This is a genomic window from Streptomyces sp. NPDC093260, from assembly GCF_040683715.1.
Classification (GTDB): Bacteria; Actinomycetota; Actinomycetes; order Streptomycetales; family Streptomycetaceae; genus Streptomyces; species Streptomyces sennicomposti.
Genome location: NZ_JBFBEK010000006.1, coordinates 1 through 23,882, shown reverse-complemented (window position 1 = coordinate 23,882; position 23,882 = coordinate 1). Strand labels below are relative to the sequence as shown.

Genomic DNA, 23,882 nt, shown 5'->3' with positions numbered 1-23,882 from the left:
ACGCCTGGCCCGTCTCCGGGCCCGCTGAAGCCACGGGCCCGCCCGTCCCCGGGCCGGGCTACAGCTCGCCCACCTCCGAGGCGTACGGCGGTTCCGCACCCGCCCGCGCACAGGTGACCGCCGCCGCGCGGGCCGCGAACCGCAGCAGCCGGGTCCAGCCCGCCGTCCCCAGCCCCGCGAGGGCCGCCGCGTCCAACGCGCCGAGGGCGGCCAGTCCGTGCAGCAGCGCGGCGTTCACCGTGTCGCCAGCGCCGATCGTGTCCACCACCTCGGTCTTCTCACCCGGCACGGAGTACTCCGCGCCGTCCTCGGTGTACGCGATCAGCCCGTCACCGCCGTGCGTGATCACGACGGCCGATGGCCCGGCCGCCAGCCACTCGCGTGGCGTGCCGCCCAGCCACCGTGCGTCCTCCGCGGAGAGCTTGAGCAGCGACACCGAGGGCAGCCAGCCGCGAAAGCGCGCGCGGTAGGCGTCCGCGTCCGGGATCAGTCCGGCCCGGATGTTCGGGTCCAGGGCGGTGAACACGCCCTCGGCGGCGGCGGTCCGCAGCAGCTCCTCGTACGCGCTCGCACCCGGCTCCAGCACCAGCGAACAGGTGCCGAAGGACACCGCGCGGGCGCCCGGAGGCAGTCCGGCGGGCGCCTCGAACAGCCGGTCGGCGGTGCCCTCGACGTAGAACGAGTAGGCGGCGGAGCCGTCGGTCCCGACCGTCGCGACGGCCAGCGTGGTCGGCTCGGCGCCGCGCTGCACCCCGGACACGTCCACTCCGGCGCGGCGCAGCCCGGCCAGCAGGGCCTCGCCGAAGGCGTCCGCGGAGACGCGGGAGCAGAAGGCCGTGGGGGAGCCGAGCCGGCCGAGCGCGACGGCCGTGTTGTAGGGGCCGCCGCCGAGCGCCGGCTTGAGGTCCGCGAGCGCGCCCGCGCCCTGTGGAACCAGGTCGATCAGGGCCTCACCGGCGACGACGATCACGAGTGGGACTTCCTTCCTCGGGCTGTGCGGGTGCCGCGGGGCGCGCGCCGGACTGAGCGGCGGGCCCGCGCGGGGGCACTCGCACCGTACGGCGGCCCGGCCCGGCGGGGCGAGGGGGGTCGCCCCCGGGGAGAACGGAAGGGACCTTCGGCCCCGCGCTCCCCGGACCCCCGGCCCCCGTGCGCGCCCTGGGCGGTGGGTATCGTCGGCGTGCCCGAACCCCGCCCGACCAGTGGAGCACCACATGACCGGCCGTCCCTCCGCGAGCCGCCGTACGATCATCCGAGGAGCGGCTCTGACGCCCGTCGCCGGGCTGGGACTCGCCGCCTGCGGCCCGGGCGGCGGTGCCGGCCCCTCGGCCCCGACGGCCCCGGTCGACCTCGGCGCGGAGAGTGAGATCCCCAAGGGCGGCGCCAAGCTGTACCGGGACCGCAACGTGGTCGTCAGCAGGGACGCGAACGGCGCCCTGAAGGCGTTCAGCTCGATCTGCACGCACGCGGGGTGCGCCATCAACAAGCTGCGGGACACCACCCTGGTCTGCCCCTGTCACGGCAGTGAGTTCGACGCCACCACCGGCGAGGTGGTGCGCTCCCCGGCCACCCAGCCGCTGGAGGAGCTGCCGGTGCACGCCGAGGGCGGCAGAGTCGTCGCGGGCCCGGACGCCTGATCCACCGCCCGTCCCCGGGCGGCGTCGCGCCGCCTTCGCCGCGGCTGCGGACGGCTCACTCCCAGTCCCAGCCGATCCCCACCATCCCCGGCCGCACCCGCGGCTCGACCAGATGCACCGAGCGGTGCCGCTCGCTCACCGGCAGGTCCTGGCGGCCACCGCGCGGCGCCGCCGGCGACTGCTGTGTGAACCGGTGGCAGCGCACCGGCAGGGCGTCGGCGGCGAAACGCACCTGGAGGGCGTACTGCCCGCCCGACGAGCCGGACCCCCGCACGTACTCGTGTGCCACCCCGGCGGTGCCGTCCTCGACGGCGTAGCGGAACAGGAAGGTGTCCCCCGCCCGCAGCCGGGTGTCAAAGAGCAGTTCGGCCACGAGCACGCCCGTCTCGTGATGCCACCGCACCCGTCCGGTACGGCAGTTCTCCAGCGCGTGCACGGCCATCCGCTCCGGCGCGCACCCCGGATCGCCGTGGTGGACCGCCACGAAACGGTCCACGCCGTCCCGGTGGGCGCGCACGATGTGCTCCGACTCGCGCCCCGCCAGCTCTCGGCGCGCCCCCACCCGCACCCGCTCGTAGTGGCCGAGCGTCTGCGGCTCGTCGCCGGGCGAGGCGTCCAGCCCGGCCAGCAGCTCCCGCAGCACGTCCGACGCCTCGACCAGGGAGCGGTAGGAGCGGGCGGCGGCTCGCCGGCCGGCCGGCTGCTCCCCGGTCTCGGCCAGCAGCCGGATCAGTGACTCGTCCGGCAGCCGCAGGATCTCCTCCAGGGCGCGCACGGCCCGCAGCGACTCGGGGCGCTGCGGGCGGCGGGCGCCCTGCTGCCAGTAGCTCAGGCTGGTGACCCCGACCCTGACCCCGTAGCGCGTCAGATGGTGCTGCACACGCTGCAACGGCAGCCCGCGGGCGGCGATCGCGGCACGCAGCGCCACATGGAAGGGACCGCCGCGCAGGGCCGAGTCCAGTTCCGGGGTGGCGACGTCCGCCTGCTGGGGGGCGTACGGCATGCACGGGCCTCTCTGTGAAGGTGCGGGCGGGCGGCCGGTCCGTTCGCACGGGGGCGCCGGGATCACCGGCCGGCGTGCGGCGTGGGCGGAGGGCTTCGTCACGTCCGTGCGCCGTCCCGGCCCCGACTTCCCCCGCATTGAAGCGTGTTGACCAAGTCCCGACAACACCTGCGACCCGACGACGGCCCCCGCCTGGCCGAGTCCGCACCCCTGTGGCCGACCGCACCGCCCGCCGTCCGTCGCGCTCGTTCACCCGGCGAGGAGGGCTGGTCACAGCAGGTAGTCGCACGCCAGTGCGGCCGTCGGCGGCGCCGTGACCCGGGTTGTCCACAGGCTCGCCGCGCTGTCGGTCCCCGCCAGTAGGGTGTGAGACATGGCCGACCCCTCCAGCTACCGCCCCAAGCCGGGAGACATCCCGGACTCGCCCGGGGTCTACAGGTTCCGTGACGAACACCGCCGCGTGATCTACGTCGGAAAGGCGAAGAGCCTGCGCCAGCGCCTGGCGAACTACTTCCAGGACCTGGCCGGCCTGCACCCGCGCACCCGCACCATGGTCACCACCGCCGCGTCGGTGGAGTGGACCGTGGTGTCCACGGAGGTCGAGGCTCTCCAGCTGGAGTACTCCTGGATCAAGGAGTTCGACCCCCGGTTCAACGTCAAGTACCGCGACGACAAGAGCTACCCCTACCTCGCGGTCACGATGAACGAGGAGTTCCCCCGCGTCCAGGTCATGCGCGGCCACAAGAAGAAGGGCGTGCGCTACTTCGGGCCGTACGGGCACGCGTGGGCCATCCGTGACACCGTCGACCTGCTGCTGCGCGTCTTCCCGGTGCGCACCTGCTCGGCCGGCGTCTTCAAGAACGCCGCCCGCACCGGCCGCCCCTGCCTGCTCGGCTACATCGGCAAGTGCTCCGCCCCCTGCGTGGGCCGGATCTCCGCCGAGGACCACCGGGATCTGGCCGAGGAGTTCTGCGACTTCATGGCCGGCCGCACCGGCGCCTACCTGCGCCGCCTGGAGCAGCGGATGACGCAGGCGGCCGAGGAGATGGAGTACGAGCGGGCCGCCCGCCTGCGCGACGACATCGGCGCCCTGAAGAAGGCCATGGAGAAGAACGCCGTCGTGCTCGCCGACGCGACCGACGCCGACCTCATGGCCGTCGCCGAGGACGAGCTGGAGGCCGCCGTCCAGATCTTCCACGTGCGCGGCGGGCGCGTGCGCGGCCAGCGCGGTTGGGTCACCGACAAGGTCGAGGAGGTCACCACCGGCGCCCTCGTCGAACACGCCCTCCAGCAGCTCTACGGCGAGGAGAGCGGGGACGCCGTCCCCAAGGAGGTCCTGGTCCCGGCCCTGCCCGACCCGGTCGAACCCGTCCAGCAGTGGCTCACCGAGCGCCGCGGCTCCGGCGTCTCGCTGCGCATCCCGCAGCGCGGCGACAAGAAAGCTCTGATGGAGACGGTGCAGCGCAACGCGCAGCAGGCACTCGCCCTGCACAAGACCAAGCGCGCCTCCGACCTGACCACCCGCTCGCGCGCCCTGGAGGAGATCGCCGAGGCCCTCGACCTCGACAGTGCCCCGCTGCGCATCGAGTGCTACGACATCTCCCACCTCCAGGGCGATGACGTGGTGGCGTCCATGGTGGTCTTCGAGGACGGCCTGCAACGCAAGAGCGAGTACCGCCGCTTCCAGATCAAGGGCTTCGAGGGCCAGGACGACGTCCGCTCCATGCACGAGGTCATCACCCGCCGCTTCCGGCGCTACCTGGCCGAGAAGGAGGAGACCGGCGAGTGGGTTGAGAACGGTCAGGACGCCGGCGGCGAGATCCTGGCCCCGGACGGCTCGCCGCCCGCCGGCCCGGGCCTCGGCGACGGCGCCCTCACCGAGGACGACGGACGGCCCAAGCGGTTCGCCTACCCGCCCCAGCTCGTCGTGGTCGACGGCGGACAGCCGCAGGTCGCCGCCGCGCAGCGGGCGCTGGACGAACTCGGCATCGACGACATAGCCGTCTGCGGCCTGGCCAAGCGCCTGGAGGAGGTGTGGCTGCCCGGCGACGACGACCCGGTGGTCCTGCCCCGCACCAGCGAGGGGCTGTACCTGCTCCAGCGCATCCGCGACGAGGCCCACCGCTTCGCCATCACCTACCAGCGCACCAAGCGGGCCAAGCGGTTCCGGGCCGGCCCCCTCGACGAGGTCCCCGGCCTGGGCGAGACCCGCAAACGCGCGCTGATCAAGCACTTCGGTTCGGTGAAGAAACTGCGGTCCGCCACCATCGACCAGATCCGTGAGGTGCCTGGCATAGGCCTGAAGACGGCCGAGACGATCGCCGCCGCCCTCGCGCAGGCGGCCCCGGCCGCACCCGCCGTGAACACGGCGACCGGAGAGATCATGGAAGACGAGCAGGACACGGCGCACGGGAAGACCCCGGACGCCGCGGGGGAGCCCGTGGCCACGGGCGCCCCGGACGAATGACGGGGGCAGGACATGACCGAGCACGAGAGCCGGCCCGGGACGGGGCGAGATCAGGCTCATGACGGAACAGGCGAGGACCAGCGGCAGCCCGCGGTCCAGGAACACGGAGCACAGGTGAGTCAGGGCATCGACACGGCGGGCTTCCCCGACACGGCCATTCCCGAGCTGGTGATCATCTCCGGCATGTCGGGGGCCGGCCGGTCCACGGCGGCCAAGTGTCTGGAGGACCTCGGCTGGTTCGTCGTGGACAACCTGCCGCCCGCGCTGATCCCCACCATGGTGGAACTCGGCGCCCGCTCGCAGGGCAACGTCGCGCGGATCGCGGTCGTGGTCGACGTCCGCGGCCGGCGCTTCTTCGACAACCTGCGCGAGTCCCTGGCGGACCTGGAGTCCAAGCACGTCACCCGGCGGATCGTCTTCCTGGAGTCCTCCGACGACGCCCTCGTGCGCCGCTTCGAGTCGGTGCGCCGGCCCCACCCCCTCCAGGGCGACGGCCGCATCGTGGACGGCATCGCCGCCGAACGCGAACTGCTGCGCGAACTGCGTGGCGACGCCGACCTCGTGATCGACACCTCCAGCCTCAACGTCCACGAGCTGCGCGCCAAGATGGACGCCCAGTTCGCCGGCGAGGAGGAGCCCGAACTGCGGGCCACGGTGATGTCCTTCGGCTTCAAGTACGGCCTCCCGGTCGACGCCGACCTGGTCGCGGACATGCGGTTCCTGCCCAACCCGCACTGGGTCCCGGAGCTGCGCCCCTACACCGGCGTCAACGAGGAGGTCGCCGCCTACGTCTTCAACCAGCCCGGCGCCAAGGAGTTCCTGGACCGCTACGCCGAACTGCTGAGACTCGTCGCGGCCGGTTACCGCCGTGAGGGCAAGCGCTACGTGACCATCGCCATCGGCTGCACGGGCGGCAAGCACCGCTCGGTCGCCATGTCGGAGAAGCTCGCCGCACGACTCGCGGCCGAGGGTGTGGAGACCGTCGTCGTCCACCGGGACATGGGGCGCGAGTGACCGGACGTTCTCCGCGGCTGAGCCGGCTGCGCCGGGTGGTGCCCGAGTCGCGCGCGGCCCGCCAGTCGGCCGAGGCCCGCGCGGCCCGCCCCACCGAGGCCCGGGGCGCCCGCCCGCGCCGCCGGGGCGCACAGCCCAAGGTGGTCGCCCTCGGCGGCGGCATGGGCCTGTCCGCCTCGCTGGCCGCACTGCGCCGGATCACCGGCGACCTCACCGCTGTCGTCACGGTGGCCGACGACGGCGGCTCCAGCGGGCGGCTGCGCGACGAACTGGGTGTGCTGCCACCCGGCGACCTGCGCAAGGCGCTGGCCGCGCTGTGCGGCGACGACGACTGGGGCCAGACCTGGGCCCGGGTCATCCAGCACCGCTTCACCTCCCAGGGCGACCTCCACGACCACGCCGTCGGCAACCTGCTGATCGTCGCCCTGTGGGAGCAGCTCGGCGACCACGTCCAGGCGCTGGACCTGGTCGGCAAGCTGCTCGGCGCGCACGGACGGGTGCTGCCCATGTCCGCCGTGCCGCTGGAACTCCAGGCCCTGGTCAAGGGCCACGACCCGGAGCGGCCCGACGACGTCGACACCGTCCGCGGCCAGGCGACCGTCGCGCTCACCCCGGGGGAGGTGCAGTCCGTGCACCTCGTGCCGAACGACCCGCCCGCCGTGCCCGAGGCCGTCGAGGCGGTCCTCGACGCGGACTGGGTGGTGCTCGGCCCCGGCTCCTGGTTCTCCTCCGTCATCCCGCACCTGCTGGTCCCCGAGCTGCTGGACGCGCTCACCGAGACCAAGGCGCGCCGGGTACTCTCGCTGAACCTCGCGCCGCAGCCGGGAGAAACCGACGGCTTCTCCCCGCAGCGTCATTTGGAGGTTTTGGGACGACACGCCCCTAAACTCGCCCTGGACGTGGTGCTGGCCGACGAGGCCGCCGTGCCCGACCGCGAAGTCCTCACCGAGGCCGCCAAGCGGTTCGGCGGCGCGGTCGAGCTGGCGCCGGTGGCCCGGAGGGACGGAACTCCGCGGCATGACCCGGAGCTGCTGGCCGCCGCGTACGACCGTATTTTTCGGATGCATGGAAGGATCGGCCCATGGCGATGACGGCAGCGGTGAAGGACGAGATCTCCCGGCTCCCCGTCACCCGGACCTGCTGCAGGAAGGCGGAGGTCTCCGCCGTTCTGCGGTTCGCCGGCGGCCTCCACCTGGTCAGCGGGCGCATCGTGATCGAGGCGGAACTGGACACCGCGATGGCGGCCCGACGCCTCAAGCGGGACATCCTGGAGATCTTCGGGCACAGCTCGGAACTGATCGTGATGGCCCCGGGCGGACTGCGCCGCGGCTCGCGCTACGTCGTGCGCGTCGTCGCCGGCGGCGACCAGCTGGCCCGTCAGACGGGGCTCGTCGACGGCCGCGGCCGCCCGATCCGGGGGCTGCCCCCGCAGGTGGTCTCGGGGGCCACCTGCGATGCCGAGGCCGCGTGGCGCGGCGCGTTCCTGGCGCACGGTTCGCTCACCGAGCCGGGCCGCTCGTCGTCGCTGGAGGTGACCTGCCCCGGCCCGGAGGCCGCGCTCGCCCTCGTCGGCGCCGCCCGTCGGCTCTCCATCGCGGCCAAGGCCCGCGAGGTGCGTGGCGTGGACCGGGTCGTCGTCCGTGACGGTGACGCCATCGGCGCCCTGTTGACCCGTCTGGGCGCGCACGAGTCGGTGCTCGCCTGGGAGGAGCGGCGGATGCGCCGCGAGGTGCGCGCCACGGCGAACCGGCTGGCCAACTTCGACGACGCCAACCTGCGCCGCTCGGCCCGCGCCGCGGTCGCCGCCGGTGCGCGGGTCCAGCGGGCGCTGGAGATCCTCGGCGACGACGTTCCCGAGCACCTCGCGGCGGCCGGGCGGCTGCGCATGGAGCACAAGCAGGCCTCCCTGGAGGAGCTGGGCGCGCTCGCCGACCCGCCGCTGACCAAGGACGCCGTCGCCGGCCGCATCCGCCGCCTCCTCGCCATGGCCGACAAGCGCGCCGCCGACCTCGGCATCCCGAGCACCGAGGCGAACCTCTCCGAGGAACTGGCGGACAACCTGGCGGGCTGAGTCCGCTCCTGGACCGCGCGGCCGACGGGCCCTGGGGGCATCACCGGGGCCCGCGCCCACGCGTGGGGCTGCGGCCGGGGGCGGCGCACCGGCGGCGGCCCCGCCCTCACAGCCGCCCACCGCCCCGTCGGATCCGGTCGCGGCCGACGGCGACGCGGGTGGCCCCACGGTCCTACGGCGCCCCACGAGGTCTCTCCGGTCCGCCGGAGAGACCTCGCCGCGCTGTGCGGCGTGTACGGGGCCCGCCCAGGAGCCACCCGCCCCTCAGCCGCCGCGGGCGCCCGTCGATCCCCGGTGTCCTGCGATCCCGGACCCCCCGTGCCTCCCCGTCCCCGAGGTACGGCCCCCGGCCCGCTTCGGGCCGGAATCGGCCAGGGGCACCCCCACAGCCGGACGCGGACGCTTTCCCGCCATCCGCCACGCCGCGACCCCGCCGCCGACACGCCCTGCGCCCGCTGCTCGTGCGGCCCCCGTCCACCGGCGTTCGGCCGCCCTTCTCGACCAGTCAGGCGTGTGTCGGTGCTGTTCGGGGCACCCGCCCCCTGGCACGGACCGGACGGTCGGCGGGCCGCCGTCGGAGGCGGCCGGACGGCCGTCACGGACCGCGCCGAACCGCCCGGTTCCGGCCGCCCGCGCACCCCCGTCGGCGGCCCGCCGGACGGCCCCGACGACGGCCGCGGAGACCCCGCTTCTCATGTGAGCCGACACGCTCACGAAAGAGTGACCAATGCGGTCAAGCCGCCATCGACATCCGTAGCGAAAAGGAGTGAATCGGATGCTCGTGCGAGCGCCCCGCATCTCTACTGTCGGGTACGAAGCGCCCCGGTTTTCCGGGGGCGTCCGAATGTCACCCGGGGGGCCTCGGAGGGGTAGGGTCGGGGGTGGTCGGGGACATCCCAATACAGCTCGCCGGTGTCGCAGCCGGCGTACCAACGAGGAGATCGGTTCGTGACGATCCGCGTAGGCATCAACGGCTTTGGCCGCATCGGTCGTAACTACTTCCGCGCGCTGCTGGAGCAGGGTGCAGACATCGAGATCGTGGCTGTCAACGACCTGGGTGACACCGCGACAACCGCTCACCTGCTGAAGTACGACACCATCCTCGGTCGCCTCAAGCAGGAGGTCACGCACACCGAGGACACCATCACCGTCGACGGCAAGACCATCAAGGTCCTCTCCGAGCGCAACCCCGCCGACATCCCGTGGGGCGAGCTGGGCGTCGACATCGTCATCGAGTCCACCGGCATCTTCACCAAGAAGGAAGACGCCGAGAAGCACATCGCCGGCGGCGCCAAGAAGGTCATCATCTCCGCCCCGGCGAAGGGCGAGGACGTCACCATCGTGATGGGCGTCAACCAGGACAAGTACGACCCCGCCAAGGACAACGTCATCTCCAACGCCTCCTGCACCACCAACTGTGTGGCGCCGATGGCGAAGGTCCTCGACGAGAACTTCGGCATCGTCCGGGGTCTCATGACCACCGTGCACGCGTACACGAACGACCAGCGCATCCTGGACTTCCCGCACAAGGACCTGCGCCGCGCGCGTGCCGCCGCCGAGAACATCATCCCGACCACCACCGGCGCCGCCAAGGCCACCGCCCTGGTGCTGCCGCAGCTCAAGGGCAAGCTGGACGGCATCGCGATGCGCGTCCCGGTCCCCACCGGCTCGGTCACCGACCTGGTCGTCGAGCTGTCCCGCGAGGTCACCAAGGAAGAGGTCAACGCCGCCTTCCAGAAGGCCGCCGAGGGCGAGCTCAAGGGCATCCTCGAGTACACGGAGGACCCGATCGTCTCCTCCGACATCGTCAACGCGCCGGCGTCCTGCACCTTCGACTCCTCCCTGACCATGGTCCAGGAGGGCAAGAACGTGAAGGTCATCGGCTGGTACGACAACGAGTGGGGCTACTCCAACCGCCTCGTCGACCTCACCGTCTTCATCGGCAACCAGCTCTGACCGGCAGGGCAGGCACCTCGATGTGAGATCAGGGCTCGGGCCGCGCGCACCAGCGCCGCCCGGGCCCTGACGCGCGTGCGGCGGGCCGGGCCACACCCCGGCCCGCCGCCGGCGCGCGACGCCGATGCGCCACCGGACGGGAGGCCCTCGCAGCCCCCGGTGCGCCACCCCGGCGCGCGTGCGGATCGACCAGCCCTCGTACGATCAAGAGCCACCTCCTCAGGAGTCCCATCCATGAAGACGATCGACGAACTTCTCTCCGAAGGCGTGAACGGCAAGCGGGTCTTCGTCCGCGCCGACCTCAACGTCCCGCTGGCCGACGGTGTCATCACCGACGACGGCCGCATCCGCGCCGTCCTGCCCACCGTCAAGGCCCTCGCCGAGGCGGGCGCCAAGGTGGTCGTGGCCTCGCACCTCGGCCGGCCCAAGGGCGCCCCGGACCCCGCCTTCTCGCTGCTGCCCGCCGCCGAGCGCCTCGGTGAACTCCTCGGCGCTCCCGTGGCGTTCGCGCAGGACACCGTCGGCCCCGCCGCCCACGACGCCGTGGACGGCCTGGAGCCCGGGCAGGTCGCGGTCATCGAGAACCTGCGCTTCAACCCCGGCGAGACGTCCAAGGACGACACCGAGCGCGGCGAGTTCGCCGACGCCCTCGCCGCCCTCGCGGACGTCTACGTCGGCGACGGCTTCGGCGCGGTGCACCGCAAGCACGCCTCGGTCTACGACCTGCCGGCCCGCCTGCCGCACTACGCCGGCTACCTCATCGCCACCGAGGTCGGCGTCCTGAAGAAGCTCACCGAGGACGTCAAGCGCCCCTACGTCGTCGCCCTCGGCGGCGCCAAGGTCTCCGACAAGCTCGCCGTCATCGACCAGCTGCTCGGCAAGGCCGACCGGCTGCTCATCGGCGGCGGCATGGCCTACACCTTCCTCAAGGCCAAGGGTTACGAGGTCGGCATCTCCCTCCTCCAGGAGGACCAGGTCCCGGCCGTCAAGGAGTACCTGGAGCGCGCCGAGAAGCAGGGCGTGGAGCTGCTGCTCCCCGTCGACGTCGTGGTCTCCCGTGAGTTCCCGGACCTGAAGGCCAAGGCGCCGACCGACCACACCGTGGTCGACGCGGACAAGATCCCCGCCGACCAGGAGGGCCTGGACATCGGCCCGAAGACCCGTGAGCTGTACGCCTCGAAGCTCGCCGACGCCGCGACCGTGTTCTGGAACGGTCCCATGGGCGTCTTCGAGCACCCCGACTACGCCGAGGGCACCAAGGCGGTCGCCCAGGCCCTCGTCGACGCGGACGGCTTCTCGGTCGTCGGCGGCGGCGACTCCGCCGCCGCCGTGCGCACCCTCGGCTTCGACGAGACCGCATTCGGCCACATCTCGACCGGTGGCGGCGCCTCCCTCGAATACCTCGAGGGCAAGACGCTCCCCGGCCTCGCCGCACTGGAGGACTGAACCTCAATGACCACCCGCACGCCGCTGATGGCGGGCAACTGGAAGATGAACCTCAACCACCTCGAGGCCATCGCGCACGTCCAGAAGCTCGCCTTCGCCCTGGCCGACAAGGACTACGAGGCCGTCGAGGTCGCCGTCCTGCCGCCCTTCACCGACCTGCGCTCCGTGCAGACCCTGGTCGACGGCGACAAGCTGAAGATCAAGTACGGCGCCCAGGACGTCTCGCAGCACGACTCCGGCGCCTACACCGGTGAGATCTCCGGCTCGATGCTGGCCAAGCTCAAGTGCGCCTACGTCGCCGTCGGCCACTCGGAGCGCCGCCAGTACCACGCCGAGACCGACGAGATCGTCAACGCCAAGGCCAAGGCCGCCTTCAGGCACGGTCTGACCCCGATCCTGTGCGTCGGCGAGGAGCTGGACGTCCGCGAGGCGGGCAACCACGTCTCCCACACCCTCGCCCAGGTCGAGGGCGGTCTGAAGGACGTCCCGGCCGAGCAGGCCGAGACCGTCGTCATCGCCTACGAGCCCGTGTGGGCCATCGGCACCGGCAAGGTCTGCGGCGCCGAGGACGCCCAGGAGGTCTGCGCCGCCATCCGCGGCAAGATCGCCGAGCTGTACTCCCAGGAGGTGGCCGACCGGGTCCGCATCCAGTACGGCGGTTCTGTGAAGTCGGGCAACGTCGCCGAGATCATGGCGCAGGCCGACATCGACGGCGCCCTGGTCGGCGGCGCCTCGCTGGACGCCGACGAGTTCGTCAAGATCGTCCGGTTCCGCGACCAGTGAGCGCGGCGGTGCGCCGGAAGGCGGGCCGAGCTGTGAGTATGCGGTAGCGGCGATCCGTCGTACCCTTGCGGGGGCGCGGCAAGCGTGTCGGCATGCGGCTGGTCCGCGTGACACCTGCCGGGCCCCCGTCGTCCATCCGAATCCGAGGAAGTTGGTCCAGCCGTGGTTTTGGGGTTCTCGATCGCCCTGATCGTCTTCAGCCTGCTGCTGATGCTGCTGGTGCTGATGCACAAGGGGAAGGGCGGCGGCCTCTCCGACATGTTCGGTGGCGGTATGCAGTCCTCCGTCGGCGGCTCCTCGGTCGCCGAGCGCAACCTCGACCGCATCACCGTGGTGATCGGCCTGCTGTGGCTCGCGTGCATCATCGTGCTCGGCATCCTCATGAAGTCGAACGGCTGACGCACCGCAGACCGCCGCAGCCGAACAGCCGTCGAACGGATCGTCACGGCGCGGCGGACACCGCTCATTCCGTACGTAAGGCCCCATGGTCGGTACGCGCTCGAAAGCGCGGCCTATCATGGGGCTTGCGTCTGTGCGTGGGGGGCGGTAACTCCAATCACTGGACGCGCGTTGGGCCTTACGTAGACTGAGGCGCTCGCAGCGAAGAGAAACGCCGTCTCGCTTCGCGGCACCATCACGCAGGGAGTTACACCGTGGCAAGTGGCAACGCGATCCGGGGGAGCCGGGTCGGTGCGGGGCCGATGGGCGAGGCCGAGCGCGGCGAGTCCGCGCCGCGCCTGCGCATCTCCTTCTGGTGCTCCAACGGGCACGAGACCCAGCCGAGCTTCGCCAGCGACGCGCAGGTCCCGGACACCTGGGACTGCCCGCGCTGCGGATTCCCGGCCGGTCAGGACCAGGACAACCCGCCGGACCCGCCGCGCACCGAGCCCTACAAGACGCACCTCGCGTACGTACGGGAGCGGCGCAGCGACGCGGACGGCGAGGCGATCCTCGCCGAGGCCCTCGCCAAACTGCGCGGCGAGATCTAGGACCTGTCGGACAGTTCCCGTCTGCCGTGCGACGCCATGCACGCTCTCCCGAGTTCTTCGAGCGGGGGGACCCCACTCACCGCACCGGTCCCTGACCCGGGTACGCCCCGTACGAGGGTCAGGAGCCGGCACTTCCCCAAGCTCTTCGAGCAGGGGGGACCCCAGAGCACGCACCGGACGCCGCGCGGCCGCCTTCCGGGCGACGACGCGAATGGTCGGACCGGCCCTGGGAGTTGACGTCCGGTCGGACGCCCACGGGCAGGCCGCCGGACCCCTTGCCGCCCGCGGCGGCCACTCGCCGCAGACCGATTGTCAGTGGTGCCCTCTACGGTTCTCGCATCCGGTCAGTCGTGCCGGTGAATCGTGAGGGGGCGACGGTGGTGACGGTCGATGCGGCTCAGGCAGCCGAGAGCGCGGCGCGGCCCGCGTGGGGCGGGCCGTTCGGACGGCTGTGGGGCGCCTCGGTGCTGTCCAGCTTCGGCGACGCGCTGCGCACGGCGGCGCTGCCGCTGCTCGCCACCTCGCTGACCGACGAGCCGCTGCTCATCGCCTCGGTCACCGCGTGCGGCTATCTGCCCTGGCTGCTGTTCGGGCTGCTCGGCGGCGCCGTCGCGGACCGGGTGGACCAGCGGCGGGCCATGTGGACGGTGGACGCGTTACGGGCGGCGCTGGTCGGCGGCTTCGCGCTCGCCGTCGCCCTCGGCCACGCCTCGATCGTCCTGCTGATCTGTCTGGCCTTGGCGCTCACCACGCTCCAGACCCTCTTCGACAACGCGGCGACGGCCCTGCTGCCCGCCCTGGTGGACCGTGCCGCGCTCGGCAGCGCCAACGCCCGGCTGATGACCGGTCAGCGCATCGCCGGCGGGCTGCTGGGCGGGCCGGCCGTGCCCCTGCTGCTCGCCGTCGGCGTGGCCGCGCCCTTCGCCGCCGACGCCGTCACCTTCCTGGTGGCCGCGGCTCTGGTGGCCTCGCTGCGGGTGGCGGCGCCCGAGCGGGCGCCGCGGCCGTCCGGGAGCACGCTGCGTGGTGAGATGGCCGAGGGTTTGCGGGTGCTCGGGCGGGACCGCGCGCTGCGGGCGCTGTGCGCCGCGACCGCTCTGTGCAACGTCGGGATGGGCGCGCTCATCGCCGCTCTCGTGGTGCTCGTGACGGGCTGGCTGGGCGCCGGGCCCGGGGGGTATGCGGCGGCGATGACCGCGTACACGCTGGGGAGTCTGGCCGGGGGAGCGGTCAACGGGTGGGTGGTGGCTCGACTGGGGCGGGTGCGGGCCGTGCTGGTGGCGGGGGTGGTGCAGGTCGGGGCGCTGGTGGTGATGGGGTCGGTGCGGGAACTGGGGGCGCTGGTGACAGCGATGGCGCTGTTCGGGGTGATGGGCATGGTGTGGAACGTGAACACCACGACGCTGATGCAGGAGCGGAGCCCTGAGGGGATGCTGGGGCGGGTGAGTGCGGCGTTCCGTACGCTCGCTGTGGCGGGGGCGCCGGTGGGGGCGGTGCTGGGGGGTGTCGTCGCCGGGGCGTGGGGGCTGAACACGCCCGCGTTGCTCGCGGCCGGGTTCTTTGTGCTGTCCGTCGCGGCGTTGAGGTCCGGCCGGGGCCGGTGAGCCGGGAGGCGGCGAGAGGTCGTCGACCCCGCAGCCCCTGCCCACCCCCGGCTCTCGGTCGCTCGGACAGGGCAACCCCCCCTCATCCCTGGGGCGGCCGCCTCCAGTCCCCCCGCACCAGCCCGGGCGGCCTCGTCCTCAAGCGCCGGACGAACTGGATGGGGCGGGATGGAGGGGCGGGAAATCGCCGGCCCCGCCCCCGCTGTCGGCCTGGGCGGCCTCGTCCTCGGACGCCGTGCGGGCTGGGGCAGCCGGCCCGGCTCCTTCGGGGCCGTGCCGGCTGCGCAGCGGTCAGGTCACGCCGACGCCGGAGGGTACAGACTTCTCGGGAGTTGGGCGGCTGCTGCTGTGTCCAGGAGCCAGAGGGTGCGGGTGCGGCCCTGGGCGCCTGCCGCGGGGGCCTGGATCTCGCCCGCGCCCGAGAGGGCCATGGCGACCGCGTTCGCCTTGTCCTCGCCCGCCGCGAGCAGCCAGACCTCACGGGCCGAGCGGATCGCGGGGAGGGTGAGGGAGATCCGGGTGGGCGGCGGCTTCGGGGAGCCGTGGACGCCGATCACCGTGCGCTCGGTCTCCCGTACGCCGGGATGCTCCGGGAACAGGGAGGCGACGTGGGCGTCCGGCCCGACCCCCAGCATCAGGACGTCGAAGGAGGGCACCGTGCCGTGGTTCTCGGGGCCGGCCGCACGGGCCAGCTCTTCGGCGTAGGCGTCCGCCGCGGCCTCGACGTCCGCGCCGTACGGACCGTCCGACGCGGGCATGACGTGCACCCGCTTGGGGTCCAGCGGCACGGAGTCCAGCAGCGCCTCGCGGGCCTGCGTGACGTTGCGTTCGGGGTCGCCCTCGGGCAGGAACCGTTCGTCGCCCCACCACAGGTCCAGGCGGCCCCAGTCGATCGCGTCGCGGGCGGGCGCGGCGGCCAGCGCGGCCAGCACGCCGTTGCCGTTGCGCCCCCCCGTCAGGACGACGTTCGCCGAACCCGTCGACGCCTGGGCGTCCACGATCTTCGTGATCAGCCGGGCCGCGGCGGCCTGCGCCATCAGGTCCTTGTCGCGGTGGACGACCAGCTGCGGAGTGCTCACTTCGCCGTCGCCTTCCGGGTCGGGGCCTTTCGGGCCGTCTTGGCGGCGGCCCGGCGCGCGGGCGCCTTCACCGCCTCCTCCTCGGGCGTGGCGACCGCCACCGGCCCCTGCCCGGCGGCTTCCCGGTCGCCCTGGCCGAGCCGGTCCACGCCGTAGCGCAGCGCCGACGCGTACGTGTCGTCCGGGTCGAGCCGTCGCAGCTCCTCGGCGATCAGCTCGGCCGTGTCACGGCGCTTGAGCGCCACCGCACGCTCCGGCTGCCCCTCGATGGACAGCGTCGCCAGCCGTCCGTCGGCGCGGTCGAGCCGGATCGACCCGCAGCTCGTGTCCATGCGGACCGCGGTCAGACCCGGCCCGGCGGACAGCGTCCGCTTCACCGGCACGTCCAGCCGGTCCGCGAGCCACATCGCCAGCAGCTCACAGCTCGGGTTGGACTCCTCGCCCTCCACCTCGACGCTCTCGACCTCGCAGGGCACCTGGTCGAGAGCGGCGGCCAGCATGGAGCGCCAGGGCGTGATCCGGGTCCACGACAGATCGGTGTCGCCGGGGGTGTACGCCGTGGCCCGCGCCGTCAGCGCCCGTACCGGGTCCTCGCAGGCGTAGGTGTCGGTGACCCGGCGCTGGGCCAGAGCCCCCAGCGGGTCGCTGGCCGGGTCGAGCGGGGCGTCCACCGGCCACCACACCACGACCGGCGCGTCCGGCAGCAGCAGCGGCAGCACCACCGACTGGGCGTGGTCGGAGACCTCGCCGTACAGCCGCAGCACCACCGTCTCGCCGGTGCCGGCCTCCGCGCCCACCCGCACCTCGGCGTCCAGTCGTGAGGAGGTGCGGTCTCGCAGGGTGCGCGAGACACGGCGGATGACGACCAGGGTGCGCGAAGGGTGCTCGCGCGAGGCGTCGCCGGCCGCCTTCAGGGCGTCGTAGGCGTTCTCCTCGTCGGTGACGATGACCAGGGTGAGCACCATGCCGACGGCGGGGGTGCCGATCGCCCGGCGCCCCTCGACCAACGCCTTGTTGATCTTTCCGGCCGTGGTGTCCGTCAGATCGATCTTCATGGCCGGCGCCAGCTCCGTCCGTCTCGTGCGAGCATCTCGTCCGCCTCCGCCGGGCCCCAGGTCCCCGACTGGTACTGCGCGGGCCTGCCGTGCGCGTCCCAGTACTCCTCGATCGGGTCGAGGATCTTCCAGGACAGCTCGACCTCCTCCGTGCGCGGGAAGAGGTTGGAGTCGCCGAGCAGCACATCGAGGATGAGGCGCTCGTAGGCCTCGGGGCTGGACTCGGTGAAGGACTCGCCGTAGGCGAAGTCCATCGACACGTCCCGGATCTCCATCGACGTGCCGGGCACCTTCGAGCCGAAGCGCACGGTCACGCCCTCGTCCGGCTGGACGCGGATGACGACCGCGTTCTGCCCGAGTTCCTCGGTGGCGGTGGTGTCGAAGGGGGAGTGCGGGGCGCGCTGGAAGACCACCGCGATCTCGGTGACCCGGCGGCCCAGCCGCTTGCCGGTGCGCAGATAGAAGGGCACGCCCGCCCAGCGGCGGTTGTCTATGCCCAGCTTCACGGCCGCGTAGGTGTCGGTCTTCGACTTCTTGTCGATGCCGTCCTCTTCGAGGTAGCCGATGACCTTCTCGCCGCCCTGCCAGCCGGCGGCGTACTGGCCGCGCACCGTGTGGGCGCCCAGGTCGTCGGGCAGCCGGACCGCGCCGAGCACCTTCTCCTTCTCCGCCGCGAGCGCGTCCGCGTCGAACGAGGAGGGCTCCTCCATCGCGGTGAGCGCCATCAGCTGGAGCAGATGGTTCTGGATCACGTCGCGGGCGGCGCCGATGCCGTCGTAGTAGCCGGCCCGGCCGCCGATGCCGATGTCCTCGGCCATCGTGATCTGGACGTGGTCCACGAAGGACCGGTTCCATATGGGCTCGAACATCTGGTTGGCGAAGCGCAGCGCCAGGATGTTCTGGACGGTCTCCTTGCCCAGGTAGTGGTCGATCCGGAACACCTGGTCCGGCGCGAACACCTCGTGGACGATCGCGTTCAGCTCCTCGGCCGACTTCAGGTCGTGGCCGAACGGCTTCTCGATGACCGCGCGCCGCCAGGAACCACCCGACTGGTCGGCCAGACCGTGCTTCTTCAGCTGTTGGATGACGACCGGGAACGACTTCGGCGGCACGGACAGGTAGAAGGCGAAGTTGCCGCCCGTGCCCTGTGCCTTGTCCAGCTCGTCGATCGTGCCGCGCAGCCGCTCGAACGCCTCGTCGTCGTCGAAGGTGCCCTGCACGAAGCGCATGCCCTGGCTGAGCTGCTGCCAGACCTCCTCGCGGAACGGCGTGCGCGCGTGCTCCTTGACCGCGTCGTGCACGACCTGCGCGAAGTCCTCGTGCTCCCAGTCGCGCCGGGCGAAGCCCACCAGCGAGAAGCCCGGCGGCAGCAGACCCCGGTTCGCGAGGTCGTAGACGGCCGGCATCAGCTTCTTGCGGGACAGGTCGCCCGTGACGCCGAAGATGACCAGGCCCGACGGCCCCGCGATACGCGGGAGCCGTCGGTCCGCAGGGTCACGGAGCGGGTTCGCCCCGGTACCGGAAAGGGGTGACAAGGCGTCAGCCCTCCGCGGGGGCGAGGCGCTGGAGCTCCGCCTCGGTCGACTTCAGAAGGTCGTTCCAGGAGCCCTCGAACTTGTCGACGCCCTCGTCCTCCAGCACCTGCACGACGTCGTCGTAGGAGATGCCGATCTTCTCCAGGGCGTCCAGGTCGGCGCGGGCCTGCTCGTAGGTGCCCCTGATCGTGTCACCGCGGATCTCGCCGTGGTCGTCCGTGGCCTCCAGCGTGGCCTCGGGCATGGTGTTGACCGTGTTCGGGGCGACCAGCTCCTCGACGTACATGGTGTCCTTGTACGCCTTGTCCTTCACACCGGTGGAGGCCCACAGCGGACGCTGCTCGTTCGCTCCCGCGTTCTCCAGAGCGTCCCAGCGGTCCGAGGAGAAGACCTCCTCGTAGGCCTGGTAGGCCAGACGCGCGTTGGCCACGCCCGCCTTGCCGCGCAGGGCCTTGGCCTCGTCGGTGCCCATCTCGTCGATGCGCCGGTCGATCTCGGTGTCCACGCGGGAGACGAAGAACGACGCCACCGAGTGGATCTTGGAGAGGTCCAGGCCGCGTTCCTTGGCCTTCTCCAGGCCGGTCAGGAAGGCGTCCATGACCTTCCGGTAGCGCTCCAGCGAGAAGATCAGCGTGACGTTGACGCTGATGCCGTTGCCGATGGTCTCGGCGATCGCCGGCAGACCCGCCTCGGTGGCCGGGATCTTGATCAGGGTGTTGGGGCGGTCCACCAGCCAGGCAAGCTGGCGGGCCTCGGCGACGGTCGCCTTGGTGTTGTGGGCCAGGCGCGGGTCCACCTCGATGGAGACCCGGCCGTCCTGGCCGTCGGTGGCGTCGAAGACCGGGCGCAGGATGTCGGCGGCGTCGCGGACGTCCGCCGTCGTGATCATCCGGATGGCTTCCTCGACGGTGACCTTCCGGGCGGCCAGGTCCGACAGCTGCTGGTCGTAGCCGTCGCCCTGCGAGATCGCCTTCTGGAAGATCGTCGGATTGGTGGTGACGCCCACGACGTGCTGCTGGTCGATCAGCTCGGCGAGGTTGCCGGACGTGATCCGCTTGCGCGACAGGTCGTCCAGCCAGATCGCGACGCCTTCATCGGAGAGGCGCTTCAGTGCGTCTGTCATGGAAATTGCATCTCCTACGTGTCGTGTATGAGCGTCAGCGCTGGGCGGCGGTGAGCGATTCCCGGGCCTTGGCGGCCACGTTCTCGGCGGTGAAACCGAATTCGCGGAAGAGCACCTTGGCGTCGGCGGAGGCGCCGAAGTGCTCCAGCGAAACAATGCGCCCGGCGTCCCCGACGTACTTGTGCCAGGTCAGCCCGACGCCCGCCTCGACCGCGACACGCGCCCGCACGGCCGGCGGCAGCACGCTGTCCCGGTACCCCTGGTCCTGCTCCTCGAACCACTCGACGGACGGCATCGACACCACGCGGGTCGGCACGCCGTCGGCCTGGAGCTGCTCGCGCGCCTCGACGGCGACGTGCACCTCGGAACCGGTGGCGATCAGGATGACCTGCGGCTCGCCGCCCTCGGCCTCCAGCAGGACGTAGCCGCCCCGGGCCGCGTCGTCGTCGGGCTCGTACGTGGGCACGCCCTGGCGGGTCAGCGCCAGCGCGTGCGGAGCGCCCTTGCCGTACTCCTTCGTCCAGCGGCGGTGGATCTCGCGCCAGGCGATGGCGGTCTCGTTGGCGTCGGCCGGGCGGACCACGTTCAGGCCGGGGATGGCGCGCAGTGAGGCCAGGTGCTCGACCGGCTGGTGGGTCGGGCCGTCCTCGCCGAGGCCGATGGAGTCGTGCGTCCACACGTACGTCACCGGCAGGTGCATCAGCGCGGACAGGCGCACGGCGTTGCGCATGTAGTCGGAGAAGACCAGGAAGGTGCCGCCGTAGGCGCGGGTGTTGCCGTGCAGCGTGATGCCGTTCAGCTCGGCGCCCATCGAGTGCTCGCGGATGCCGAAGTGGACGGTGCGCCCGTACGGGTTCGCCTCGGGCAGCGGGTTGCCCGCGGGCAGGAACGACGACGTCTTGTCGATCGTCGTGTTGTTCGATCCGGCCAGGTCGGCGGAGCCGCCCCACAGCTCGGGAACGACCTCGCCGAGCGCCTGGAGCACCTTGCCGGAGGCGGCGCGCGTGGCGACCGACTTGCCCGCCTCGAACACCGGGATCTTCTCGTCCCAGCCGGCGGGCAGCTCGCCCCGGGCGATGCGGTCGTACTCGGCGGCGCGCTCCGGGTTGGCCTCGCGCCAGGCCTGGAAGGACTTCTCCCACTCGTCGCGGGCCGCGCGGCCGCGCTCCAGGGCGCCGCGGGTGTGGGTGAGGACCTCGTCGGCGACCTCGAAGGTCTTCTCCGGGTCGAAGCCGAGGACGCGCTTGGTGGCCGCGACCTCCTCGTCGCCGAGGGCCGATCCGTGCGCCGCCTCGGTGTTCTGCGCGTTCGGGGCGGGCCAGGCGATGATCGAGCGCATCGCGATGAAGGACGGCCGGTCGGTGACGGCCTTGGCCTCCTGGATCGCCGCGTAGATCGCCGCCGGGTCCAGGTCGCCGTCCGTCTTCGGCTCCACGCGCTGCACGTGCCAGCCGTAGGCCTCGTAGCGCAGAGCGGTGTCCTCGGATACGGCCGTCTCGGTGTCGCCCTCGATCGAGATGTGGTTGTCGTCCCACAGCAGGATCAGGTTGCCCAGCTTCTGGTGGCCGGCCATCGACGACGCCTCGGCCGAGATGCCCTCCTGGAGGCAGCCGTCACCGGCGATGCAGTAGATGAAGTGGTCGAAGGGCGACTCGCCCTGCGCGGCCTCCGGGTCGAACAGACCGCGCTCGTAGCGGGCGGCCATCGCCATGCCCACCGCGTTGGCGACACCCTGGCCGAGCGGACCGGTCGTGGTCTCCACGCCCTTGGTGTGCCCGTACTCGGGGTGGCCCGGGGTCTTCGAGCCCCAGGTGCGGAACGCCTTCAGGTCGTCCAGCTCCAGGCCGAAGCCGCCCAGGTACAACTGGGTGTAGAGGGTCAGGGAGGAGTGGCCCGCGGACAGTACGAAACGGTCGCGCCCCACCCACTGCGTGTCCGCGGGGTCGTGCCGCATCACCTTCTGGAACAGGGTGTAGGCGGCGGGAGCGAGGCTCATGGCCGTACCCGGATGGCCGTTTCCGACCTTCTGTACGGCATCGGCGGCCAGGACACGCGCGGTGTCCACCGCGCGCTGGTCCAATTCGGTCCACTCGAGGTCTGTGGTGGTCGGCTTGGTGCTCACCCTGGCTCAGGGCTCCTCTCCACTGTCGGATGCCGGTACGCGTGCCCGCGCACCGGCTGCCGGCGTTCTCGGCGTCGGCCGGCCGTTGTTGAGCCTACCCTCGTAAAGACGTGCGTTTTTTCGCGTCATTCAAGAGTGCCGGGACTCGTCGAAATCCGCCTGCCGACCGGCCCTGAAGCGCTATTCGGCAACTGAATACGGACCCGCTCATCCGATCGCTCAATCGAGCCGTCCCGCGCCCGTCGGAACATTGTTCCGACGCTGTTCGGGAACCCGTCCCACCGGGTTCGCGCACCCGCCCGGCGGCCCCTGTGCGGGCGGTGCGGTCAACACGACCCGACCCCCGCGAATGTCCGGGTCTGGGCAACGTCTACAGTGGCGTGGTACGCGCGAGCCTTCACCGTCGGTGCACATCGGCGGGGCTCGCTGGGAGTCTCTGTCAGGGGTGTGCGTGACGGCCGTCGAATCCCGTCCTGGGGGTCCCTCCCAGACCCTCAAGGTTCTGGGGGAGGGAGCACTCGGTGCAGGCCAGAACCCGAGCCACCGGCCGTTCGGGGCCCGTGTCAAGGCGTTCGTGGCACTGACCAAGCCACGGATCATCGAACTGCTGCTGATCACCACCGTTCCGGTGATGTTCCTGGCGCAGCAGGGCGTGCCCGATCTGAAGCTGGTGCTGCTGACCTGCGTCGGCGGTTACCTCTCCGCAGGTGGCGCCAACGCGCTGAACATGTACATCGACCGCGACATCGACGCGCTGATGGACCGCACCTCGCAGCGGCCGCTGGTGACCGGCATGGTCAGCCCGCGCGAGTGCCTCGCCTTCGGCATCACGCTGGCGGTCGTCTCGACGCTGTTGTTCGGGTTCACCGTCAACTGGCTGTCCGCCTGGCTGTCGCTCGGAGCGCTCCTCTTCTACGTCGTCGTCTACACGATGATCCTCAAACGGCGTACGTCGCAGAACATCGTCTGGGGCGGTATCGCCGGCTGTCTGCCCGTGCTGATCGGCTGGTCCGCCGTCACGAACTCCATGTCGTGGGCGCCGGTCATCCTCTTCCTCGTCATGTTCTTCTGGACGCCGCCGCACTACTGGCCGCTGTCCATGAAGGTCAAGGAGGACTACGCGCGCGTGGGCGTGCCGATGCTGCCGGTCATCGCCTCCAACAAGGTGGTCGCCCGGCAGATCGTGATCTACAGCTGGGTGATGGTGGTGGTCTCGCTGCTGCTGACCCCCCTCGGCTACACCGGCTGGTTCTACACGGTGGTGGCGCTCGCGGCCGGCGGCTTCTGGCTGTGGGAGGCGCACGGGCTGCAGAACCGGGCCAAGGCCGAGGTGACCGGCGCCAAGCTGAAGGAGATGCGGCTGTTCCACTGGTCGATCACCTATGTGTCGATCCTCTTCGTGGCCGTCGCGGTGGATCCCTTCCTCCGTTAGCCCCCTTCACGCCTGCCGACGGGCGGGGTGCGTGGCCAAGGCCACGCACCCCGCCCGTCGCCGTTGGATCTACCGCTGGGTAGCATCCAGCCATGGCAGACGACACGCAGCAGGTTGACCCCAAGGCTGACCCGAAGGCCGAGCGCGAGGCGGCCCGCCTGGCGCGGCGCATCGGCTCGTTCTCCAAGGCCCATGGCGGCGCCGAGGGGCAGGTCGCGTACATCGGACAGCGCGGCGCGCGGATCGTCCTGGTCGGCGAGGACGGCGCCTGGGGCGACATCGTGGCCCCCACCTACGCCGTCGCCGAGCAGGCGGTGCGGAAGTCGGGGATCACGGTCCACGAGTCCTTCGACGGCGAGTTCGCGGCGAAGGTGAAGACCGGTCCGTACGAGTGGTCCCGGATGGCCGGGCTCCAGCTCGGCGGCCCCGGCAACGGCTGAACGGCCTGAGGGCTCGGAGGGCGGGACAGACAGCGTCTGTCCCGCCCTCCGAGCCCTCAGGTGCGGCGGGGGGGGGGGGGGGGGGCCCGGGCCCCGGGACGCCCCGGCGCCCGCCCGGGTTCGCCG

Annotated in this window: 20 protein-coding genes; 13 read left to right on the top strand and 7 right to left on the bottom strand. The window is 72.0% G+C overall.

Features of this window, described 5'->3' with window-relative positions:
* Nucleotides 1-58: 58 nt before the first annotated feature.
* Nucleotides 59-970: a carbohydrate kinase gene (locus AB0N63_RS09645; protein ID WP_365526504.1), complete on the bottom strand. Its 912-nt coding sequence runs from the start codon at nt 968-970 to the stop codon at nt 59-61.
* A 244-nt stretch (nt 971-1,214) separates the two neighbouring features.
* Between AB0N63_RS09645 and AB0N63_RS09640 the strand changes: the two genes are divergently transcribed.
* Nucleotides 1,215-1,637 (top strand): Rieske (2Fe-2S) protein, encoded by a 423-nt coding sequence (locus AB0N63_RS09640; RefSeq protein WP_365526501.1) that lies wholly within the window; start codon nt 1,215-1,217, stop codon nt 1,635-1,637.
* A gap of 55 nt (nt 1,638-1,692) precedes the next feature.
* Here the strand turns inward: AB0N63_RS09640 and AB0N63_RS09635 are convergent, their stop codons facing one another.
* Nucleotides 1,693-2,640 (bottom strand): hypothetical protein, encoded by a 948-nt coding sequence (locus tag AB0N63_RS09635; RefSeq protein WP_365526498.1) that lies wholly within the window; start codon nt 2,638-2,640, stop codon nt 1,693-1,695.
* A 373-nt stretch (nt 2,641-3,013) separates the two neighbouring features.
* Between AB0N63_RS09635 and uvrC the strand changes: the two genes are divergently transcribed.
* The 10 genes from uvrC (at nt 3,014) to AB0N63_RS09585 (ending at nt 14,970) form a co-directional block, all read left to right on the top strand.
* Complete coding sequence (gene uvrC, locus AB0N63_RS09630) at nt 3,014-5,107, top strand: excinuclease ABC subunit UvrC (protein WP_365526495.1); 2,094 nt, start codon at nt 3,014-3,016, stop codon at nt 5,105-5,107.
* A 12-nt stretch (nt 5,108-5,119) separates the two neighbouring features.
* Nucleotides 5,120-6,121 carry an RNase adapter RapZ gene (gene rapZ / locus AB0N63_RS09625; protein ID WP_365526493.1) on the top strand — a complete coding sequence of 334 codons (1,002 nt, stop codon included), beginning with the start codon at nt 5,120-5,122 and terminating at the stop codon, nt 6,119-6,121.
* Entirely contained in the window at nt 6,118-7,212 is a 1,095-nt protein-coding gene (yvcK, locus tag AB0N63_RS09620) for a uridine diphosphate-N-acetylglucosamine-binding protein YvcK (protein WP_365526491.1), read from the top strand. The genes rapZ and yvcK overlap by 4 nt, the downstream gene beginning before the upstream one ends.
* Entirely contained in the window at nt 7,203-8,192 is a 990-nt protein-coding gene (gene whiA / locus AB0N63_RS09615) for a DNA-binding protein WhiA (RefSeq protein ID WP_365526489.1), read from the top strand. Before yvcK ends, whiA begins: the two co-directional genes overlap by 10 nt.
* A gap of 948 nt (nt 8,193-9,140) precedes the next feature.
* A complete protein-coding gene (gene gap, locus AB0N63_RS09610; RefSeq protein ID WP_009187991.1) occupies nt 9,141-10,148 on the top strand; it encodes a type I glyceraldehyde-3-phosphate dehydrogenase in 1,008 nt (335 codons plus the stop codon).
* Nucleotides 10,149-10,382: 234 nt separating this feature from the next.
* On the top strand, nt 10,383-11,594 hold the full coding sequence (locus AB0N63_RS09605) for a phosphoglycerate kinase (protein WP_365526485.1): 1,212 nt from the start codon (nt 10,383-10,385) through the stop codon (nt 11,592-11,594).
* Nucleotides 11,595-11,600: 6 nt separating this feature from the next.
* Nucleotides 11,601-12,377: a triose-phosphate isomerase gene (gene tpiA / locus AB0N63_RS09600; RefSeq protein WP_365526483.1), complete on the top strand. Its 777-nt coding sequence runs from the start codon at nt 11,601-11,603 to the stop codon at nt 12,375-12,377.
* Nucleotides 12,378-12,545: 168 nt separating this feature from the next.
* Nucleotides 12,546-12,776 (top strand): preprotein translocase subunit SecG, encoded by a 231-nt coding sequence (gene secG / locus AB0N63_RS09595; RefSeq protein ID WP_019984040.1) that lies wholly within the window; start codon nt 12,546-12,548, stop codon nt 12,774-12,776.
* Nucleotides 12,777-13,078: 302 nt separating this feature from the next.
* A complete protein-coding gene (locus AB0N63_RS09590; RefSeq protein WP_019984039.1) occupies nt 13,079-13,366 on the top strand; it encodes an RNA polymerase-binding protein RbpA in 288 nt (95 codons plus the stop codon).
* A gap of 377 nt (nt 13,367-13,743) precedes the next feature.
* Nucleotides 13,744-14,970 carry an MFS transporter gene (locus tag AB0N63_RS09585; RefSeq protein ID WP_365526480.1) on the top strand — a complete coding sequence of 409 codons (1,227 nt, stop codon included), beginning with the start codon at nt 13,744-13,746 and terminating at the stop codon, nt 14,968-14,970.
* A gap of 296 nt (nt 14,971-15,266) precedes the next feature.
* On the opposite strand, the gene pgl is transcribed toward AB0N63_RS09585, so the two are convergent.
* Genes pgl through tkt form a run of 5 tightly spaced genes read right to left on the bottom strand, consistent with a single transcriptional unit; the run spans nt 15,267 to nt 21,884 of the window.
* Nucleotides 15,267-16,049: a 6-phosphogluconolactonase gene (gene pgl, locus AB0N63_RS09580; RefSeq protein ID WP_365526477.1), complete on the bottom strand. Its 783-nt coding sequence runs from the start codon at nt 16,047-16,049 to the stop codon at nt 15,267-15,269.
* A complete protein-coding gene (opcA, locus tag AB0N63_RS09575; RefSeq protein ID WP_365526474.1) occupies nt 16,046-17,104 on the bottom strand; it encodes a glucose-6-phosphate dehydrogenase assembly protein OpcA in 1,059 nt (352 codons plus the stop codon). The genes pgl and opcA overlap by 4 nt, the downstream gene beginning before the upstream one ends.
* Nucleotides 17,101-18,639, bottom strand: coding sequence for a glucose-6-phosphate dehydrogenase (gene zwf / locus AB0N63_RS09570; RefSeq protein WP_365526472.1), 1,539 nt, complete (start codon nt 18,637-18,639; stop codon nt 17,101-17,103). The genes opcA and zwf overlap by 4 nt, the downstream gene beginning before the upstream one ends.
* Before the next feature lie 4 nt (nt 18,640-18,643).
* Nucleotides 18,644-19,762: a transaldolase gene (gene tal / locus AB0N63_RS09565; protein WP_365526469.1), complete on the bottom strand. Its 1,119-nt coding sequence runs from the start codon at nt 19,760-19,762 to the stop codon at nt 18,644-18,646.
* Between the two features lie 34 nt (nt 19,763-19,796).
* The gene (tkt, locus tag AB0N63_RS09560; protein ID WP_365526466.1) at nt 19,797-21,884 is read right to left on the bottom strand and encodes a transketolase; all 2,088 of its coding nucleotides are present in this window, start codon (nt 21,882-21,884) and stop codon (nt 19,797-19,799) included.
* Nucleotides 21,885-22,386: 502 nt separating this feature from the next.
* On the opposite strand from tkt, the gene AB0N63_RS09555 reads away from it, so the two are divergent.
* A complete protein-coding gene (locus AB0N63_RS09555) occupies nt 22,387-23,316 on the top strand; it encodes a heme o synthase (protein WP_365527034.1) in 930 nt (309 codons plus the stop codon).
* Between the two features lie 92 nt (nt 23,317-23,408).
* Nucleotides 23,409-23,756, top strand: a complete 348-nt coding sequence (locus tag AB0N63_RS09550; RefSeq protein ID WP_365526463.1) for a hypothetical protein — start codon at nt 23,409-23,411, stop codon at nt 23,754-23,756.
* The last annotated feature ends 126 nt before the right edge of the window (nt 23,757-23,882 follow it).

Bases quoted from the DNA above. Each gene is read 5' to 3' on its own strand.
- whiA (WP_365526489.1), top strand. From the start codon at position 7,203: ATGGCGATGACGGCAGCGGTGAAGGACGAGATCTCCCGGCTCCCCGTC.
- tpiA (WP_365526483.1), top strand. From the start codon at position 11,601: ATGACCACCCGCACGCCGCTGATGGCGGGCAACTGGAAGATGAACCTC.
- AB0N63_RS09590 (WP_019984039.1), top strand. From the start codon at position 13,079: ATGGGCGAGGCCGAGCGCGGCGAGTCCGCGCCGCGCCTGCGCATCTCC.
- opcA (WP_365526474.1), bottom strand. From the start codon at position 17,104: ATGAAGATCGATCTGACGGACACCACGGCCGGAAAGATCAACAAGGCG.
- AB0N63_RS09605 (WP_365526485.1), top strand. From the start codon at position 10,383: ATGAAGACGATCGACGAACTTCTCTCCGAAGGCGTGAACGGCAAGCGG.
- AB0N63_RS09550 (WP_365526463.1), top strand. From the start codon at position 23,409: ATGGCAGACGACACGCAGCAGGTTGACCCCAAGGCTGACCCGAAGGCC.
- uvrC (WP_365526495.1), top strand. From the start codon at position 3,014: ATGGCCGACCCCTCCAGCTACCGCCCCAAGCCGGGAGACATCCCGGAC.
- tal (WP_365526469.1), bottom strand. From the start codon at position 19,762: ATGACAGACGCACTGAAGCGCCTCTCCGATGAAGGCGTCGCGATCTGG.
- AB0N63_RS09640 (WP_365526501.1), top strand. From the start codon at position 1,215: ATGACCGGCCGTCCCTCCGCGAGCCGCCGTACGATCATCCGAGGAGCG.
- rapZ (WP_365526493.1), top strand. From the start codon at position 5,120: ATGACCGAGCACGAGAGCCGGCCCGGGACGGGGCGAGATCAGGCTCAT.
- AB0N63_RS09635 (WP_365526498.1), bottom strand. From the start codon at position 2,640: ATGCCGTACGCCCCCCAGCAGGCGGACGTCGCCACCCCGGAACTGGAC.